The organism is Streptomyces coryli (genome assembly GCF_011044975.1).
GTDB lineage: Bacteria > Actinomycetota > Actinomycetes > Streptomycetales > Streptomycetaceae > Streptomyces > Streptomyces coryli.
Map to the genome: position 1 here is coordinate 1 of NZ_JAAKZV010000169.1, position 17,659 is coordinate 17,659.

The window sequence follows — 17,659 nt, forward strand, 5'->3', positions numbered from 1 at the left end:
GGTGGGCGGGAAGAGCCGTCAGCGCGACGTGCGCTCGTGCACGTACTCGACCAGGCGGGTCAGCGACTCCGGGTCCGTCGTCGGGAGCACCCCGTGGCCGAGGTTGAAGATGTGGCCCTCCAGCCCGTCAGCCGCGGCCAGCACCTCGTCCGCCTTGGCCTCCACCGCCTCGCGGCCCGCGAAGAGCACCGCCGGGTCCAGATTCCCCTGCAGCGCCTTCCCCGGCCCGACCCGCCGCGCGCCCTCGTCCATCGGCACCCGCCAGTCCACGCCGACCACGTCGGCGCCCGCCTCGCCCATCAGGCCGAGCAGCTCGCCCGTGCCCACGCCGAAGTGGATGCGCGGCACCCCGTACGACGCCACCGACTCGAAGACCTTCGCCGACGCCGGCATCACCGACCGCCGGTAGTCCGCCGGCGCCAGCGCGCCGACCCAGGAGTCGAAGAGCTGCACCGCCGACGCGCCCGCCTCGATCTGGACCTTCAGGAACGACGACGTGATCTCCGCCAGCCGGTCCACCAGCGCCGCCCACAGGTCGGGGGCGCCGTACATCATGGCCTTGGTGTGCTCGTGATTACGGGACGGCCCGCCCTCGACCAGATAGCTGGCGAGCGTGAACGGGGCCCCGGCGAAGCCGATCAGCGGCGTGGAGCTCAGCTCCCGCACCAGCATGCCGATCGCCTCGGTCACGTAAGAGACGTCCTCGGGCGTGAGGTCACGCAGCCGCGCCAGGTCCTCATGGCTGCGGATCGGCTGCTCCACCACCGGACCGACGCCCGGCTTGATGTCGAGGTCGATGCCGATGGCCTTCAGCGGCACCACGATGTCGCTGAAGTAGATCGCCGCGTCGACACCGTGCCGCCGCACCGGCTGCAGGGTGATCTCAGTGACGAGATCCGGCCGCATGCACGAGTCGAGCATGGCGACGCCCTCGCGCACCTTGCGGTACTCCGGCAGCGAGCGCCCTGCCTGACGCATGAACCAGACGGGGGTGTGCGGCACCGGCTCGCGGCGGCAGGCCTTGAGAAAGGCCGAATCCTGGGCGGCGGCGTTGGCTGCGGGCTGCTGGCTGTTCGAGGCACTCACATGTGAATCCTCGCACGCGTGAGATAGTGCCCGGCCGCAAGGTCCCGGCCAAGCCCGGCGGCAACCCGGGTGTCATCCCCACCTGAAGCCGCGGTTCCCCCTAGTCTTCCCCGCATGGCTGCGGCTTCTGGACATCTGGCGGACGGAACTATGGATTTCCCCGAAGGGGAGGGAGAGGGCACCTCCGACACCCCGCCGGCCTTCCGGCAAGGCATTGAGGCGCTGCGCACCGCCCGCGTACGGCCCGAGGTGCAGCTCGAACCGATTCGCGCACCCCGGCGGCTGGCCCCGTACGCGTACGCGCTCGAGGCACTGGTCGAGGACGCCGACGAGGAGCTGGCCGACGGCCGCCTCGTCCTGCTGCACGACCCGGACGGGCACGAGGCCTGGCAGGGCCACTTCCGGATGGTCACGATCGTACGGGCGGAGCTGGAGGCCGAAATGGCCGCCGACCCGCTGCTGCCCGAGGTGTGCTGGTCCTGGCTGACCGGGGCGCTCGACCTGCGCGGCGCCGCGTACGGGGAGCCGAGCGGGACGGTGACGCGGGCCGCGTCGCACTACTTCGGGGGGATGGCCGACCACGAGCCGTCCACGAAGATCGAGATCCGGGCGTCCTGGACGCCGCGGGAGTCGCCGACGGCGCCGGGGATGGCCGCCGACTTCGCCGCGCACCTCGCGGCCTGGTGCGAGCTGCTGTGCCAGTGCGCCGGGCTGCCGCCGGCGCCCGCGGAGTCGCTGGCGGAGGCCGGCGTGGTCACGCTGCCGCAGCGGCGGCGGGGGCCGCAGTCCTCCCGCTAGCCGGTCGTAAACCACCTGCGGCTAGCCCAGTGCGGTGACGCGGGGACGCGCGTGCGAAACCCGTTACGAAGGATTCTCACCTATTCGTGATCATTCACTAAAGCCCGCCGGGTTTGGTGCCGAAGAGGTGAATGACCCTTCCAGTACGGAAAAGTCCCGGCTTTCCCCAAGCCGGTCCCCGTCCCCGCACCGCCATCAGGAGGCCCGGTGTCTGTTCTCCTCGAGCAACCCACAAGCCTGGTCGCCTACCGCCCCAACAAGCCGACGGCCATGGTCGTCGTGGCCGACCCCCGAGTCCGCTCCACCGTGACCCGCCACCTGTGGGCGCTCGGGGTGCGTGACGTGATCGAGGCGTCGTCCATCGCGGAGGCCCGTCCCCGAGTCGGCAACCCGCGCGACATCTGCGTGGCCGACGTCCACCTCCCCGACGGTTCCGGACTCACCCTGCTGTCCGAGACCCGGGCCGCGGGCTGGCCGAACGGTCTGGCCCTCTCCGCCGCCGACGACATCGGCGCCGTACGCAACGCCCTCGCGGGCGGCGTCAAGGGCTACGTCGTCACCGGCACCCGCACCAACCTGAGCATGACCCGGCCGGGAGCCGCCCACATCGGCGCCCGCGCCGGAGCCCTGCACCGCCGCCCCGGGGCCCCGGGCCAGCCTGGTCAGAACGGCCAGCCGGGGCAGCAGGGCGCGCCGGGACACCCCGGTGGCTACCGGGAGCTGTCCGGACGTGAGGTCGAGGTCCTGCGACTGGTTGCGGAGGGCCAGTCGAACAAGGCCATCGGCGTCTCCATGGGCCTCTCGGCGCTCACGGTGAAGTCCCACCTGGCACGCATCGCCCGCAAGCTCGGTACCGGTGACCGGGCCGGCATGGTGGCGGTCGCGCTGCGGACCGGGATCATCCACTAGGGCCGTACGCCCTCTACACAATCGCGGCGCCCGTCGACGGAACGTTCCGTCGACGGGCGCTTGCGCTCCTCACACACAGATACCCTTGACACGTGACCGACGCCCAAGACACCGCTGCACGCACCTCTGCTGACAAACGTGAGCCGCGCAGTACCGCACAAGCTTCCCCGGACCCCGATCCGGCGCCGGTCCCGCTCCTCGAGCCCCGCGAGGGCATCCCCGCTGTCACCGCGTCCGCCGCCGCACTCGACCGCGCCGTCGAGGCCTTCGCCGCAGGTGAGGGCCCCGTCGCCGTAGACGCCGAGCGCGCCAGCGGCTATCGCTACGGGCAGCGGGCCTACCTCGTGCAGCTGCGGCGCGAGGGCGCGGGGACCGCGCTCGTCGACCCGGTGGAATGCCCGGACCTGAGCCGCCTCGACGAGGCGATCAACGGGGCCGAGTGGGTGCTGCACGCCGCCACCCAGGACCTGCCGTGCCTGCACGAGATAGGCATGCGCCCGCGCCGGCTGTTCGATACGGAGCTCGCCGGGCGGCTCGCCGGCTTCGCCCGGGTCGGGCTCGGCGCCATGGTGGAGCACGTCCTCGGCTACGCCCTGGAGAAGGGCCACTCCGCCGTCGACTGGTCGACGCGGCCGCTGCCCGAGCCGTGGCTGCGCTATGCCGCGCTCGATGTAGAGCTGCTGGTCGACCTCCGGGACGCGCTGGAGGAGGAGCTGGACCAGCAGGGCAAGCTGGAGTGGGCGCGGCAGGAGTTCGACGCCATCGCCTCCGCTCCGCCGCCCGCGCCGCGCAAGGACCCGTGGCGGCGTACGTCCGGGATGCACAAGATCCGCAAGCGGCGGCAGCTGGCCGTGGTGCGCGAGCTGTGGACCGCCCGCGACCATGTCGCGCAGCGGCGCGACGTCTCGCCGGGCAAGGTCATCGGCGACGGCGCCATCGTCGAGGCGGCGCTGAACATGCCGGCCAACGTGCGCGCGCTCGCCGCGCTGCCCGGATTCGGGCACCGGATGGGACGCAAGCAGCTGGAGCAGTGGCTGGCGGCCGTCGACCGGGCCCGCGCGCTGCCCGAGGCGGAGCTGCCGCAGCAGGGCCAGACGATGAACGGGCCCCCGCCGCCGCGCGCCTGGGCGGACAAGGACCCGGCCGCCGCGGCGCGCCTCACCGCGGCCCGCGCGGCGGTCACCGCGCGCGCCGAGGAGCTGCACCTGCCGCAGGAGAACCTGATCACCCCGGACACGGTCCGCCGGGTGTGCTGGGAACCGCCGGCGGACGTCTCGCAGGACACCGTGGCCGCGGCCCTGACCGGTTACGGGGCCAGGCCCTGGCAGGTCGATCAGGTGGCGCCACTGCTGGCGGCGGCGCTGGACGGGGCGGCGAAGTCGAAGTAGCGCCTAGCTGCCGGTCTCGCGCCGCAGCAGGCCCTGCTCCATCGCCACCACCACCGCCCGGGTGCGGTCGCTGACGTCGAGCTTGGCGAAGACCCGCAGCAGGTGCGTCTTCACGGTCGCCTCCGCGATGAACAGCCGCTCGCCGATCTCCGGGTTGGACAGGCCGTCGGCGACGGCGTTGAGCACGTCGATCTCGCGGCTGGTCAGCTCCACCGTCGCCGGGCGGCGCATCCGTGCGACGAGGCGCTGGGCGACCCGCGGGGCCAGCACGGTCTCGCCGCGCGAGGCCGCGTGGATGGCCTCGACCAGGCGCTCGCGGGTGGCGTCCTTCAGCAGATAGCCGGTCGCTCCCGCCTCCACCGCGCGCTCGATCTCGGCGTCGGTGTCGTACGTGGTGAGGATCAGGACCCGGGTGCCGGGGTGCTCGGCCACAATCTGCTCGGTGGCGCCCACCCCGTCCAGTACCGGCATCCGCAGGTCCAGCAGCGCGACGTCCGGCTGCATCTCGGCGACCAGCGACACCGCGGCGCGCCCGTCGCCGGCCTCCCCGACGATCTCGATGGACGGCTCGGCGGAGAGCAGCGCGACCAGTCCGGTGCGCATGACCGTATGGTCGTCGGCCATGATGACGCGCAGCTTGGGTTCCTTCACGCCGGGCTTCCTTTCGCGGGGAGTTTCGCCGGCAGGACGGCGAGCACGCGGGTGCCGTCGCCGGGGGAGCTGGTCACGGTGAGCTCGCCGCCGAGCTCGGCGAGGCGCCGGCGCATCCCGTCCAGGCCGAAGCCGGCGGCCTCGGCGACCAGGAAGCCGCGGCCGTCGTCGGTGATCTCCAGCTCGACGGCGTCCGGGCCTGCGGTCAGGACGACGCCGACGGCGGAGGCGTCCGCGTGCTTGCGCACATTGGCCAGCGACTCCTGCGTGCAGCGCAGCAGGGCGATGCGGGTCGGCTGGTCGAGGTCGAGGTCCGGCAGCTCGGCCGAGACCGCGATGCCGGTGTCCTCCGTGAAGCGGTCGAGGGTGCGGCGGAGCGCGTCGGCCGAGGCGCCCGGCGCGGCGCTCCGGGCGCCGGAGCCGACCAGGGCGCGGGCCTCCGCGAGATTCTCCCGCGCGGTCTGCTCGATGGAGGTGAGCTGCTGGGCGCTGCGCACGGAGTCCGTGGCAAGGCCGGTGCGGGCCGCCTCCGCGAGCACAATGATCGAGGCGAAGCCCTGGGCCAGGGTGTCGTGGATCTCCCGGGCCAGCCGCTCGCGCTCCTCTGCCGCGCCCTGCCGCCGCTGGAGATCCGCCACCTCGGCCTCGGCGCCGGCCAGCTGCTTGCGCAGCTGGGCCCGCTCGTCCCGTATCTCCAGCGCCCGGGGCGTGAGGAGCGTGAGGGTGATGCTGACCGCGTAGACCGCGAGGGACGAGATGACGTTGGCCGTGACATTCCCGGTCGTCCAGCCTTCCCGGGTCAGGCCGCCGACCGTGATCGCCAGCGCGCCCAGGCCGCTGCTCACGATCGCGGAGCGCACCCCGTTGGCGAAGATGACGAACTGCGGGAGCGCCAGCGTGTACAGCACCCCGAAGCCGTCGCGGAGATAGGCGAGCGAGCCCACCACGAGCACGAGCAGGGCGAGATACGCATACCCGGCGCCGGGCGGGCGGTTGGGACGGGCGCGCACCACCACCCACCCGAGCGCGAGGATGCCCATCAGCGCGAGCGACCCGTACTTCTCCGGCGCCGGGGCGCTGCCCAGCGTCGTCTGCAGGATCAGCAGCCCGATGATGGCCCAGGAGAACGCCTCCCAGCCGTGGAGCATCCAGATCCAGAACGGGTCGCCGCGCTGCGGTCGTTGCATCATGCCGGTCAGCGTACGATCTCCGGCGCATGGGCGGCCGGACCTGTGGACAACCGCGGTACCGCGGCCTTCCCGCCGGCCCGCCGCGACGGCCACCACGCCCGGTCGCCCAGGAGCAGCAGCGCAGCCGGCAGCACCAGCATCCGGATCACCACCGCGTCCAGCAGCACCGCCACCGCCAGGCAGAAGCCCATCTGCTTCATCTCCGCCAGGTGCAGGGCGACGAAGCCGCCGAAGACGGTGACCATCACGACGGCGGCGCTCGTGACCACCTTTGCCGACCGCGCGATGCCCTCCAGCACGGCCTCGCGGGACGACAGGCCACGCTGCCGCGCCTCCTGGATCCGGCTGACGACGAACACCTGATAGTCCATCGAGAGCCCGAAGAGGATCACGAAGAGGAACAGCGGCACCCGCGACGCGATCGCCCCGATCGAGTCGAAGCCCAGCAGCCCCTCGGCCCAGGTCCCCTGGAAGACCGCCACCATGAGGCCGAGTGCGGCGGCCGCCGACAGCAGGTTCAGTACGACCCCGAGCAGCCCGATCACCACCGAGCGGAACGCCCACACCGTCATCAGGAACGTCACCAGCAGCAGCGCCCCGAGCATCAGCGGCAACTTGCCGCGCTCATGGTGCACATAGTCCTGGCCCCGGGCCACATCCCCGCTGACCGCCGTCTCCACCCCGCGCAACTCCCCGGTCGTCGCCGGGATGTACTCCCCGCGCAGCCGCTCCAGCGACCGCACTGCCGCATCGGCCTGGGCGGGGTGAGGCACGGACACCTCGAGGACGTGCGTACGGCCGTCGGCGGAGGCGCGCAGCTGCGGCGCCGCGTGCTTGGCGAACAGCCTGTCCGCCTGCGTGCGCTCGTCCAGCTCCGTCAGCGCCCGCCGTACGTCGTCGGCCTGCCCGGCCGCGCCCCGCACCACCACCTCCTGCTTCACCAGCAGCTCCGGGAAGTCCCCGGTCAGCCGGTCGTAGGCCTGCATCGCCGGGATGTCGCGGGAGAAGGTGTCGCGGCCCGGGTCGATCAGCTTCATCTGCAGCACGGGTACGGCGAGGGCCAGCAGCGCCAGTACCGAGACGATGAGCGTGGCCGCCGGACGGCGCTGCGCCGGCCGCAGCAGAGCGGCGAAGAACCGCCCAGTCTCCGCCCGTTCGGCCCGCGGCGCCTTGCCGCGCCGGGCTCGGCGGGCGGCCCGGCGCTCGGTGCGCCGGCCGAGCTTCACCAGCAGCGCGGGCAGCACGGTCAGCGAGCTCGCCACCGCCACCGCGACCACCAGCACCGTGCCGGTGGCGAGCGACGAGAAGATCACGTCGCCGGCGAGGTAGAGGGTGGCGGTGGAGACGATCACCGCGAGGCCCGAGATCACGATCGACCGTCCGGCCGTCGCCGCCGCCAGCTCCACCAGCGCCTCCGACGACAGCCGGCCGCCCGCGCGGGCCCGCTCCTCGCGCTCCCGCTTGAGGTAGAAGAGCGTGTAGTCGACGCCGACCGCCAGGCCGATCAGCAGGATCAGGTTCGTACCCAGGCCGGCGTCCGGAATCAGGTGCGAGGCCAGCATGTTCAGGCCCAGCGCGGCGGCGATCGAGGTCAGCGCCAGCAGCAGCGGCACGCCCGCCATCACCGCGGAGCCGAAGACCACCAGCAGCGTGATCAGCGTGACCGGCAGCGAGATGCGCTCGGAGAGCGCGAGGTCCTTGCCGCGCTGGTCGTTGACGCCCTTGCTGATCGCGGGGGAGCCGGTCTCCTCGATGTCCAGGTCCGGGTGCGCTTTCGCCGCCTTCTCCGTCTCGGCGAGGAGCGGTACGACGTTCTTCTTGCCCTCCAGCTCCGGGCCCTTGAGGGTCACCGAGACCCGGAGGGTGTCGCCGTCGCGGGAACGGACCGGGTCGGCGACGCTCGCGACCTCGGGGAGCTTCGCCATCCGCGCGGCGATGTCCCGGGCCGCGGCCTCGGCGCCATCGCCGCCGCGGATCGTCACGTGCTCGACCGGCTTGCGCTCCATCCCGGCCTCGGTCGCCAGCTGCTCGGCGCGGCCGGCCTCGCCGACCCAGAAGTCCTTTGTGGTGGCTTCATGCGAACCGGTGGCAATGCCACCGGCCAGGCACAGGACGACAAAGACGAACCATCCGACGATCGCCCGCCCAGGGTGCAGTGCGCTCCAACGCGCCATGCGAACAGGAGTATGTGTCATGCAATAAATGCTGTCGGGACAGGCCCCTTCCCCATCAGCATCGACCGGTGGGACTCCTTGTCCACCGACCGGTGGACACTACCCGGCCGCGGCCACCGCCGACGTCGCCTTCCGCGCCGCCACCAGCACCGGGTCCCACACGGGCGAGAACGGCGGCGCGTACCCGAGATCCAGCGCCGTCATCTGCTCCACCGTCATCCCGGCCGTCAGCGCCACCGCCGCGACGTCCACGCGCTTGCCGGCGCCCTCGCGGCCGACGATCTGCACGCCGAGCAGCCGCCCGGTGCGCTTCTCGGCGAGCATCTTCACCGTCATCAGGGCCGCGCCCGGGTAGTAGCCGGCCCGGCTGGTCGACTCGATCTTTGCGGTCACGTACTGCAGGCCCACCTCCCGCGCCTGCTTCTCCAGCAGTCCGGTACGGGCGATCTCCAGGTCGCAGACCTTGCTCACGGCCGTACCGACGACGCCCGGGAAGGTGGCCACGCCGCCGCCCACATTGCGGCCGATGACCTGGCCGTGCTTGTTCGCGTGCGTGCCCAGGGCGATGTGCCGGGTACGGCCCGACACCAGGTCGAGGACCTCGACGCAGTCGCCGCCCGCCCACACGTTCTCGTGGCCGCGGACCCGCATCGCGAGATCCGTCAGCAGGCCGCCGGACTCGCCCAGCGGCAGCCCGGCGTCCTTCGCGAGGGAGGTCTCGGGCCGGACGCCGAGGCCCAGCACGACGACGTCCGCGCGATACTCCCCGCCGCCCTCGGTCGCCACCGCCCGCACCCGGCCGTCGGGTCCGGTGAGCACCTCGGTGGCGGCGGCGCGGGCGACCGTGCGGATGCCCATGCCGTTCATCGCCTCGTGGACCAGGGCGCCCATGTCCGGGTCGAGCGTGGACATCGGCTGGTCGTCCCGCTCCAGGACCGTGACCTCGGCGCCCCGGTGCCGCAGCGCCTCGGCCATCTCGACGCCGATGTAGCCGGCGCCGATCACGACCGCGTTGCGGATCTCCTCCTTCTGCAGCGTGTCCAGCAGCGCCTGACCGTCGTCCAGCGTCTGGATGCCGTGCACCCCGGGGGCGTCCATGCCGGGCAGCGGGGGGCGTACGGGCCGGGCGCCGGTGGCGATGACCAGGTGGTCGAAGCCGTGCCAGCGCTCCTCGGCGCCTGGCTCCTCGAGATCGCGGGTGCGCACGCACTGGCGGTCCAGGTCGATCTCGGTGACCTCGGTGCGCATCCTGAGGTCGATGCCGCGGCGGCGGTGCTCCTCGGGCGTACGGGCGATGAGCTGGTCGCGCTCGGGCACGTCGCCGCCGACCCAGTACGGGATGCCGCAGGCCGAGAACGAGCTGAACCGGCCGCGCTCGAACGCGGTGATGTCCAGCTCGTCCTCCGACTTCATCCGGCGCGCCTGCGATGCGGCGGACATGCCCGCCGCATCGCCGCCGATGACCACCAGCCGCTGCTTGGCCCCCATACCGAGCTCCCTTCGCGCCTCACACCGTAAGGCTGTGAGGGCAACGCTACGGTGTGCGATGCCGCCGCGCCGCGCCAGGGGCGATTCAGTCCTCCTCGGACGACGCAGGGGCGGGCGCACGGCGCGGCAGGCGCGGGAGCAGCAGGCGCACGCCGAGGATCAGGACCGCGAGCACGGCGGCGAAGGGCAGGACGGCGGCGAGCACGATGCCGATCCAGCGGAGCGTGTCGACGAAGGCGTCCCAGCCGCCGGAGAGGGCGGCGGCGATGGTGGTCTCGTCGTCCTCCTTCTCGACCGGCGCGTCCTGCTTGGTCAGGGTCAGCGTGATGGTGCCGAAGGTGGTGCGGTCCTTCAGGCTCTTCTGCTGGGTCTGCAGCGCCTCCAGATCGGCCTGCCGGGTGCTGAGCTCGCCCTCCAGGGCGACGACGTCGCTGAGTTTGGTCGCCTCGTCCATCAGCTTGCGGATGCGCTCGACGCTGGCGCGCTGCGACTTCAGCCGGGACTCGACGTCCACGACCTGGTCGGTGACGTCCTTGACCCTCTCGTCCTTGTCGGTGAGCTTGCCGCCCTCGAGGTGGGAGACCTCGTCCAGGAAGTCCTCGTACTCGGCGGCGGGGACACGGAGGGTGAGGACGGTGCGGTCGGGGGTGGAGCGCTCGTTGCCCACGTAGCCGCCGGCGTTCTCGGCGGCGGTGCGGGCGGAAGCGGCCAGGCCCTGGGGGGTCTTGGTGCTGATGGTGAGGTCGGCCGTACGGATCAGGGCGGTGGGGACGGCCTTGACCGGCTTGGTCTTCTTGCCGCCGCTGAGGTCCCCCTGGCCCTTTCCGCCTCCGCCCTTGGCGGCGCCGCCCTTGTTATCGAAGTCCTCGGCGGCCTTGGCGCCGTCGCCGCCGGACTGGTCGGAAGTGCCGGTGCAGCCCGCGACCGCGAGTACCGCGGCCAGCAGAACGGAGATCAGAAAGGCGACGCGTCTGCGCATGATGCCCCCGGGTTCGTCATGGTTGATGCGGGTTCGACGGGGGGCCGGTGCGGGCGGTTGCCTCGCGCGGGGGGAAGGTGCCGATTCGTTATGTTCGGGCAGGTGAGAGAGTGTCCGTATGAGTGATTTGCACGGTACGGGCGGCCGCCCGCAGGTCGTTGTCGTCGGTGGCGGGATCGCCGGGCTCGCCACCGCTCACCGGCTGCTCGGCAGTGGCGCGCGCGTCACCGTGCTCGAGGGCTCCGGCCGCCTCGGCGGCAAGCTGCACGCCGGCGAGATCGAGGGCGTCCGCGTGGATCTCGGCGCCGAGTCGATGCTCGCCCGCCGCCCGGAGGCCGTGGCGCTCGCCCGCGAGGTGGGCCTCGCGGACCGGCTGCAGCCGCCCGCCACGGCCACCGCCTCGCTGTGGAACCGGGGCGAGCTGCGGCCCATGCCCAAGGGTCATGTGATGGGCGTGCCGGCCGACGCCTCCTCGCTGTCCGGCGTGCTGTCCCGGGAGGGCCTGGCCCGGATCGAACGCGACCGCGAACTGCCGCCCACCGAGGTCGGCGAGGACATCGCGGTCGGCGAGTACGTCGCCGCCCGCGTCGGCCGCGAGGTCGTCGACCGGCTCGTCGAGCCGCTCCTCGGCGGGGTGTACGCCGGCGACGCGTACCGCCTCTCGCTGCGCATGGCCGTGCCCCAGCTCTACGAGGCCGCCCGCAGCCACGGCTCCCTCCTCGACGGCGTCGCTGACCTGCAGCGCAAGGCCGCTGAGCGGCAGCAGACCGGCCCCGTCTTCATGGGCATCGAGGGCGGCGTGGGCGCGCTGCCGCTCGCGGTCGCGGAGGCGGTACGGGCCCGGGGCGGCGCGATCGAGCTGGACACCGAGGTCGAGGCGGTGGAGTGGAGCGGCGACCGCTGGGTGGTCCGGCCGCGGTCCGCGGCAGCCATCGAGGCCGACGCCGTGGTGCTGGCCGTGCCCGCGCCCCACGCCGCCCGGCTCCTGGACCTGCCCGCCCCCGCCGCCGCGGCGGAGCTGCGCACCATCGAGTACGCCTCCATGGCGCTCACCACCCTCGCCTACCGCCGCGCCGACATCGAGCTCCCCGCGGGCAGCGGCTTCCTCGTCCCGCCCGTCGACGGGCACCGCATCAAGGCCTCCACCTTCGCCTCCCAGAAGTGGGGATGGATCGCCGACGAGAACCCCGGCCTCGTCGTGCTGCGCGCTTCCATGGGCCGCTACGGCGAGACCGAGATCCTTCAGCGCCCGGACGAGGAGCTGACCGAGATCGCACAGCAGGACCTCAAGGCCGCCGTCGGCCTGAGCGCACGGCCCGTGGCCACCCGCGTGACGCGCTGGAACGACGGCCTGCCCCAGTACCCCGTCGGCCACCACGCCCGCGTCGCGCGGATCCGCGGCCAGCTGGATCATCTCCCGGGCCTCGCCGTCGCCGGTGCCGCGTACGACGGCGTCGGCATCCCGGCCGTGATCGCGAGCGGGTACGGGGCCGCCGACGAGGTGCTCGGCGGAGCTGGGACAATAGGCGCATGACTGACTCCGCACCCGCCGCGAAGGCCCCCAACGCCGGCAAGAAGGCCAAGGACCTCAACGAGGTCATCCGGTACACCCTGTGGTCCGTCTTCAAGCTGAAGGACGTGCTGCCGGAGGACCGGACCGGGTACGCCGACGAGGTGCAGGAGCTGTTCGACCAGCTCGCCGCCAAGGACGTCACCGTGCGCGGCACGTACGACGTGTCGGGGCTGCGGGCCGACGCCGACCTCATGATCTGGTGGCACGCCGAGACCGCGGACGAGCTGCAGGACGCGTACAACCGCTTCCGGCGGACGAAGCTGGGCCGCGCGCTGGAGCCGGTTTGGTCCAACATGGCGCTGCACCGGCCGGCCGAGTTCAACAAGTCGCACATCCCGGCGTTCCTCGCCGACGAGACGCCGCGGAACTACGTGTCCGTGTACCCCTTCGTGCGCTCCTACGACTGGTACCTGCTGCCCGACGAGGACCGCCGCCGGATGCTCGCCGACCACGGCAAGATGGCCCGCGGCTACCCGGACGTGCGCGCCAACACCGTCGCGTCCTTCTCCCTCGGCGACTACGAGTGGCTGCTCGCCTTCGAGGCCGATGAGCTGTACCGGATCGTCGACCTCATGCGCCACCTGCGGGCCTCGGAGGCCCGGATGCACGTGCGCGAGGAGGTGCCGTTCTACACCGGGCGGCGCAAGGAGGTCTCAGAGCTGGTGGCGGATCTGGCATAGCGGCAGGGCGCCGGCTCGGCTGGGGGTCCGGGGGTCATCCCCCGGGAGATGCAGCACCGGGCGGCGCAAGGAGGTCGGCCAGCTGGTGGCCGACCTCGCCTGAGCTCCGTAAGCCCTAGCCCTCGGCCGACCGCATGACCTGGCGGTCGGCCTTCGGCGTCTTGTGCGGGCTGCAGGTGGCCTCGCGGGGCGAGGCGCCGTTGTTGCCGTTGGCCTGCAGCGCGTTCGTGCCGGGCGTCGTGCCGTGCAGCAGGTACGCGTCCATGTGGCCGTTCACGCACGCGTTCGGGCCGCCGGAGATGCCGTGCGAGCCCGAGTCCCGCTCGGTGACCAGCGAGGCGTCGGGGATCCTGGACAGCAGCTCGCGGGCGCCCGCGTACGGGGTGGCCGCGTCCTCCTCGGCGGCGAGGATCAGCACCGGGGGCGTGGCGCCTGGCTGGGTGCCGACCTGGGCGGGGCGCTGCTGAGGCGCGGTCCAGAAGGCGCAGGGGAGGTTCATCCAGACGTTGTCCCACGTCTCGAAGGGGGCCTTGCGCGCCAGCCGGGTGTTGTCGCGGTCCCAGGTGGCCCAGTCGCGCGGCCAGGGGGCGTCGTTGCACTCGACGGCCGTGTAGACCGCGTTGCCGTTCTCCTCCAGCGCGTGGTCCTCGGGGCTGACGGCCGCGAAGTCGACCAGGGTCTGCGGCTTGCCCGCCAGGTGGTCGGAGAGGGCGGTGGCGGCGTACGGCCAGTAGTCGTCCGCGTAACCGGTCTTGAGGAAGGCGGACTGCAGCTGCTTGGTGCCGATCTTCCCGCCGGCGGGCTTGGCCTGGACGTCCGCCCGCACCTTCTCGTACGCGTTCCGCACCTCCTGGGGCGTACGGCCCAGGTGGTACGTGTCGTCGTGCTTCGCGACCCAGCGGTGGAAGGCCGCCCAGCGGTCCTCGAAGGCGGCGGACTGGATGAGGTTGTTGCCGTACCAGATCTGCTCCGGGCGCGGGTCGACGACGCTGTCGAAGACGAAGCGGCGGACGTGCTCGGGGAAGAGGGTGGCGTACAGGGCGCCGAAGTAGGTGCCGTAGGAGGCGCCGACGAAGTTGAGCTTCTTCTCGCCGAGGGCGGCGCGGAGGACCTCGAGGTCGCGGGCGTTGTTGAGGGAGTTGTAGTGCTCGACGCCCGGGATCTTCGCGCAGCCGCGGGCGTAGGCCTGCGCCTGGGCGATGCGTTCGCGCTTGTCGGCCTCGGTCGGGCGCTGCGGGCTGTGCGTCGGGGCCTTGTTGAACGCCTTCGGGTCCTGGCAGGAGATCCGGCCTGAGCGCTCGACGCCGCGCGGCGCGTAGCCGATGAAGTCGTACGCCTTCGCCACCTTCGACCACTCGGGGGTGGTGGCGAGCTGCGGGAAGTACATGCCGGAGCCGCCGGGGCCGCCGGGGTTGAACACGAGCGCGCCCTGCCGCTGCTTCGGGTCCGCGGCCTCGACGCGGCTGACGTCGAGCTTGAGCTTGCGGCCCTCGGGGTGGGCGTAGTCGAGGGGTACGGAGACGGTGCCGCACTTCGCCGGGGTGGAGAGCTCCTCGTCGGGGTGGCAGCGGCCCCACTTGATGCCGGCCTCGGTGGCGTCGGCGACGGCGGCGGTGACGCCGCGGGTCTCCGGTGAGTGTTCCGCTGAGGTGGCATCCGCTGCCGGGGCGGCCGCCAAGGCGGTGAGGGCGAGTGATCCGACGATTCCGTACAGCGCGGCAGCAGCCCTCACAGGCGTCCCTTCCATGGAAACTGGCCAACGGGATAAAAGGGATAATTCGCTGGTCAGTTAGGGAAGTAAAGGACGCGCGCCGGGGTGTCGCGAGGCCGGGCGACTACTTGCGCATCGTCGGCGCCAGCGCCGCCCGCATGCCCGCCTCCGGCAGCGCCGCGGGGCCGCGTACCGCGACCGCGGTCAGCAGCGCCGCCTCGTCCGCGGGGGAGTCGGGGTCCTCGGCGAGGCCGCCGCGGCGGGGGCGCGGTATGCCCATCCGGGCGAGCAGCTGCTGACCGGGTATGGAGGCCCACTGGGTGTACGGGTGGACCTCTATCCACGCCACCACCAGGCAGCCGGTGACCAGCACCAGCGGCAGCGAGAACCAGCCCCACAGCAGCGAGGAGCCCGTCCCCGCCGGGTGCAGCGCGCCGGCGGTCAGCGCCAGCAGCACCACGGCGACCCCGGCCTTCCGTACCTGCCGGATCCCGCCGCGCACCGCCTCCCGGGTCGCCCGCGGGACGGCGAGGCCCATGGCGGACAGCCGGTCGTCCAGCGCCGCCATCGCCTCGTCCGCCGCGGCCGCGGTGCGCACCAGCGGGATCCGGGCCTGGCCGTCGGGGCCGATGGCGTCCAGCACCGCGCCCTCGATGTCGTCGCGGGCCTCGGGCGCGGCGACCGTTACCCAGCCCGTGTGGGCGAGCAGCAGTCGCCGCTCCCGCGCCATCCGCACCAGCGTCACGTCGACGACCCGGGTCGGGCCGCCGGCCAGGAACGCCGTCTCACGCAGGGCGAGTTCGCTCCCGTCGCGGACGGAGGACGGCGGCTCGGGCAGCCGGGAGGCCGCCACGGCGGCCAGACAGAGGCGGCCGCAGGCGATCAGGGCGACGAACCAGGCGAGGACGAGCAGGAGCACCCACATGGCGGAGTTGTATGCCAGGTGGTGACATGAGCGCCAGAGGTTTCCAGGATTCGGTCAGCCGCAGCGGCGGCCGCCGTTGATGCAGCGAACGGCGCGGTCCATGACCGCAGTCGGCATGAAGTTGGCGAAATCGCCGTGATCCGTGACCGGTTTGTGGAGTTGCTCCGGGAAGGAGTCGACCGCGAAGTCCGGGGCCTCGGGTGCGTCGTACGTCAGCCGCATCCGCAGCTGCGGCACCGGCTTCGTACCGGACGGGCAGCGGCCGGTGGCGCGGTCCGGGAAGACGATGTGGGTGCGGTGGTTGGCGCTGTCCGTATTGGCGCCGTCCCAGCAGCTGGGGAAGTCGAGGACGCGGACCACCCGGCTGTCCTCGGGACAGATCGGGTATTTGTCCGTCAGCACGCGGCCGCCGGCGCCGGTGCAGGTCCACTGGGCGCGGGCGTTGGCGGGGCCGTTGGTGAACGCCTTCGCGTCGCCGGTGATGACCCGCAGGTCCTCCGGCATCTTCGTGACCTTCGCGGCCGGGTTGCCGCGGAAGGTGAGGGAGACGCGGGTGGGGGTGAGGATACGGCCGGCGTTGCCGTCGGGGTCGTCGGCGTTGTCGGCGGCGGTGCGGTCGCGCAGGACCGGCCAGAAGTAGGTCGACTTGTCGCCGTTGGCGCAGGTCGTGTCCGCGGCGCGGAGGGAGTCGGCGGTGGAGAAGGCGTCGGTGGAGACGTTGCCGACGTAGTCGTGCTGGTGGTGGGCGCCGTTCTGCACGCCGGGGGCGACGATGAAGTTGTCCGGGTTGCGGTGGCCCTCGGTGTTGCGGCCGCAGCGGGTGGTGAAGGTGCCGGTGGAGGCGCCGCGCTGGTTGCGGGGGCGGTCGGCGCGGGCGCCGGTGGCGATGTCGGCGAAGTCGGCCTCGGTCGGCCCGGCGTGGCCGCCGGAGTGGGAGGCGGAGGGCGAGGGGGCCGCGCTGGACGGGGGCGCGCCGGACGGGCTCGTACTGGCCGACGGCTCGCCCGCGGACGGCAGCGACGGCGAGGGCGACGGCTGCGTCCGGTGCGCCGAGGCGCTGCCCGTCGCCAGGCCGTACGCGCCGCCGGAGCCGAGCAGCGCGAGTAACGCGAAGAGGATCAGGTGCTTGGCGCCCAGGCGCCGTCTGTGCCGTGGGGGGTGGTACATGGGGGTCACTTCTTCCCTGGCTTGTCCGACTTGCTCGGGGGCCCGGGGCTGCCGGGCGGCTTCGGTTTCGTGCTCCTCTCCGGTCGCTGGGTGGGCGGGGGAAGCGGGTAGGTGCGCGACGGTGACGCCGGTGCGGCCTCCGGCCGGGAGGCTTTCGGGGACGGGGGCGGTACGGCCGGAGGTGGCGGCGGCGAGGCCGTCTCCGCGTCGCGCACGAGGGCGTCGAAGTCCACCAGGCCGGTGTTCTCCAGCACGGTGATGTGGTCGAGCACGGTCGTGTTCGCCTCGTCGGCGAGGGCGCGCACCAGGTTGTTGCGGGTGGTGGCGCGGATCTGGGCGACGACGGCGAAGACCTTGCCGTGGGCGATGCGCAGGATGTTCGCGAACTTCTTCTCGTACTCGGCGCCGCGGGCCGCGGTCAGCTCGTCCAGCCAGCGCCGCTGCTGCGCGTTGGGCTGGCTCGGCAGCTCCATGCCGAGCTTCCCTGCCGCCTTGCGGACGGAGGCGTCGAGTGTCGTGTGGCCCTCGACGAGATGCTTGCCCGCGGTCCGTACGGCCGCCGTGGCACCCCGCTCCTGCGCCTGCTGGCCGGCGGGCAGCTCCCATAACCCGGCCAGCCGGACCCGTATGACGAAGTCCCGGTCGGCGGCCGACAGCGGCCCGAATTCGGTGGCGACGGTCTGCGTGCTGCCGGCCCCCGGACCGCCGCGGAAGGAGAGCACCGGCAGCAGCAGTGCGGCGAGCGTCGCCGCGAGGGCGCTGACGACAAGTCCGGTGCCGGTGACAGTTCGCATGGTGCCTCCTGGTGCGGCACCGCACGCTAGTGAGATCTGTGCAGATCCCGTCACGCGTTCGAGGAAACGGCCCAACTGACGTTTGGTCTTGGTACGTTGGGCCGTTTCACGGCGGGGTCAGGCTCCGCCACCGCCTCCTCCACCCC

Annotated in this window: 15 protein-coding genes; 5 read left to right on the forward strand and 10 right to left on the reverse strand. The window is 72.7% G+C overall.

What is annotated here, in order from left to right; genetic code table 11:
• Positions 1-18: 18 nt before the first annotated feature.
• A complete protein-coding gene (gene hemE / locus G5C51_RS28795) occupies positions 19-1,086 on the reverse strand; it encodes a uroporphyrinogen decarboxylase (protein WP_165241313.1) in 1,068 nt (355 codons plus the stop codon).
• A 114-nt stretch (positions 1,087-1,200) separates the two neighbouring features.
• Between hemE and G5C51_RS28800 the strand changes: the two genes are divergently transcribed.
• The 3 genes from G5C51_RS28800 (at position 1,201) to G5C51_RS28810 (ending at position 4,181) form a co-directional block, all read left to right on the forward strand.
• Positions 1,201-1,884, forward strand: coding sequence for a DUF3000 domain-containing protein (locus G5C51_RS28800; RefSeq protein WP_165241315.1), 684 nt, complete (start codon positions 1,201-1,203; stop codon positions 1,882-1,884).
• A gap of 207 nt (positions 1,885-2,091) precedes the next feature.
• A complete protein-coding gene (locus G5C51_RS28805; protein WP_165241317.1) occupies positions 2,092-2,793 on the forward strand; it encodes a LuxR C-terminal-related transcriptional regulator in 702 nt (233 codons plus the stop codon).
• Between the two features lie 92 nt (positions 2,794-2,885).
• The gene (locus tag G5C51_RS28810) at positions 2,886-4,181 is read left to right on the forward strand and encodes an HRDC domain-containing protein (protein ID WP_165241319.1); all 1,296 of its coding nucleotides are present in this window, start codon (positions 2,886-2,888) and stop codon (positions 4,179-4,181) included.
• A gap of 3 nt (positions 4,182-4,184) precedes the next feature.
• Here G5C51_RS28810 and G5C51_RS28815 read toward each other — a convergent pair whose 3' ends face one another.
• The 5 genes from G5C51_RS28815 to G5C51_RS28835 all read right to left on the reverse strand — a co-directional run bounded on the left by G5C51_RS28815 (position 4,185) and on the right by G5C51_RS28835 (position 10,663).
• On the reverse strand, positions 4,185-4,805 hold the full coding sequence (locus G5C51_RS28815) for a response regulator (protein WP_165241341.1): 621 nt from the start codon (positions 4,803-4,805) through the stop codon (positions 4,185-4,187).
• A gap of 23 nt (positions 4,806-4,828) precedes the next feature.
• Positions 4,829-6,022, reverse strand: a complete 1,194-nt coding sequence (locus G5C51_RS28820; protein WP_165241321.1) for a sensor histidine kinase — start codon at positions 6,020-6,022, stop codon at positions 4,829-4,831.
• Positions 6,023-6,027: 5 nt separating this feature from the next.
• The gene (locus G5C51_RS28825; RefSeq protein WP_165241323.1) at positions 6,028-8,217 is read right to left on the reverse strand and encodes an MMPL family transporter; all 2,190 of its coding nucleotides are present in this window, start codon (positions 8,215-8,217) and stop codon (positions 6,028-6,030) included.
• A gap of 78 nt (positions 8,218-8,295) precedes the next feature.
• On the reverse strand, positions 8,296-9,684 hold the full coding sequence (locus G5C51_RS28830) for an FAD-dependent oxidoreductase (protein WP_165241325.1): 1,389 nt from the start codon (positions 9,682-9,684) through the stop codon (positions 8,296-8,298).
• An 85-nt stretch (positions 9,685-9,769) separates the two neighbouring features.
• Entirely contained in the window at positions 9,770-10,663 is an 894-nt protein-coding gene (locus G5C51_RS28835) for a DUF4349 domain-containing protein (protein WP_165241327.1), read from the reverse strand.
• Positions 10,664-10,781: 118 nt separating this feature from the next.
• Here G5C51_RS28835 and hemG point away from each other — a divergent pair, with 118 nt between their 5' ends.
• The gene (gene hemG, locus G5C51_RS28840) at positions 10,782-12,197 is read left to right on the forward strand and encodes a protoporphyrinogen oxidase (RefSeq protein WP_165241329.1); all 1,416 of its coding nucleotides are present in this window, start codon (positions 10,782-10,784) and stop codon (positions 12,195-12,197) included.
• Positions 12,194-12,916 (forward strand): hydrogen peroxide-dependent heme synthase, encoded by a 723-nt coding sequence (hemQ, locus tag G5C51_RS28845; protein WP_165241331.1) that lies wholly within the window; start codon positions 12,194-12,196, stop codon positions 12,914-12,916. The genes hemG and hemQ overlap by 4 nt, the downstream gene beginning before the upstream one ends.
• 115 nt (positions 12,917-13,031) lie before the next feature.
• On the opposite strand, the gene G5C51_RS28850 is transcribed toward hemQ, so the two are convergent.
• The 4 genes from G5C51_RS28850 to G5C51_RS28865 all read right to left on the reverse strand — a co-directional run bounded on the left by G5C51_RS28850 (position 13,032) and on the right by G5C51_RS28865 (position 17,513).
• Positions 13,032-14,648 carry an alpha/beta hydrolase gene (locus G5C51_RS28850; protein WP_338118328.1) on the reverse strand — a complete coding sequence of 539 codons (1,617 nt, stop codon included), beginning with the start codon at positions 14,646-14,648 and terminating at the stop codon, positions 13,032-13,034.
• Between the two features lie 103 nt (positions 14,649-14,751).
• Positions 14,752-15,552, reverse strand: a complete 801-nt coding sequence (locus G5C51_RS28855) for a TIGR04222 domain-containing membrane protein (RefSeq protein ID WP_165241335.1) — start codon at positions 15,550-15,552, stop codon at positions 14,752-14,754.
• A gap of 54 nt (positions 15,553-15,606) precedes the next feature.
• Complete coding sequence (locus G5C51_RS28860) at positions 15,607-16,719, reverse strand: DUF1996 domain-containing protein (protein WP_165241337.1); 1,113 nt, start codon at positions 16,717-16,719, stop codon at positions 15,607-15,609.
• Between the two features lie 5 nt (positions 16,720-16,724).
• Entirely contained in the window at positions 16,725-17,513 is a 789-nt protein-coding gene (locus G5C51_RS28865) for a DUF4142 domain-containing protein (protein WP_165241339.1), read from the reverse strand.
• Positions 17,514-17,659 lie beyond the last annotated feature (146 nt).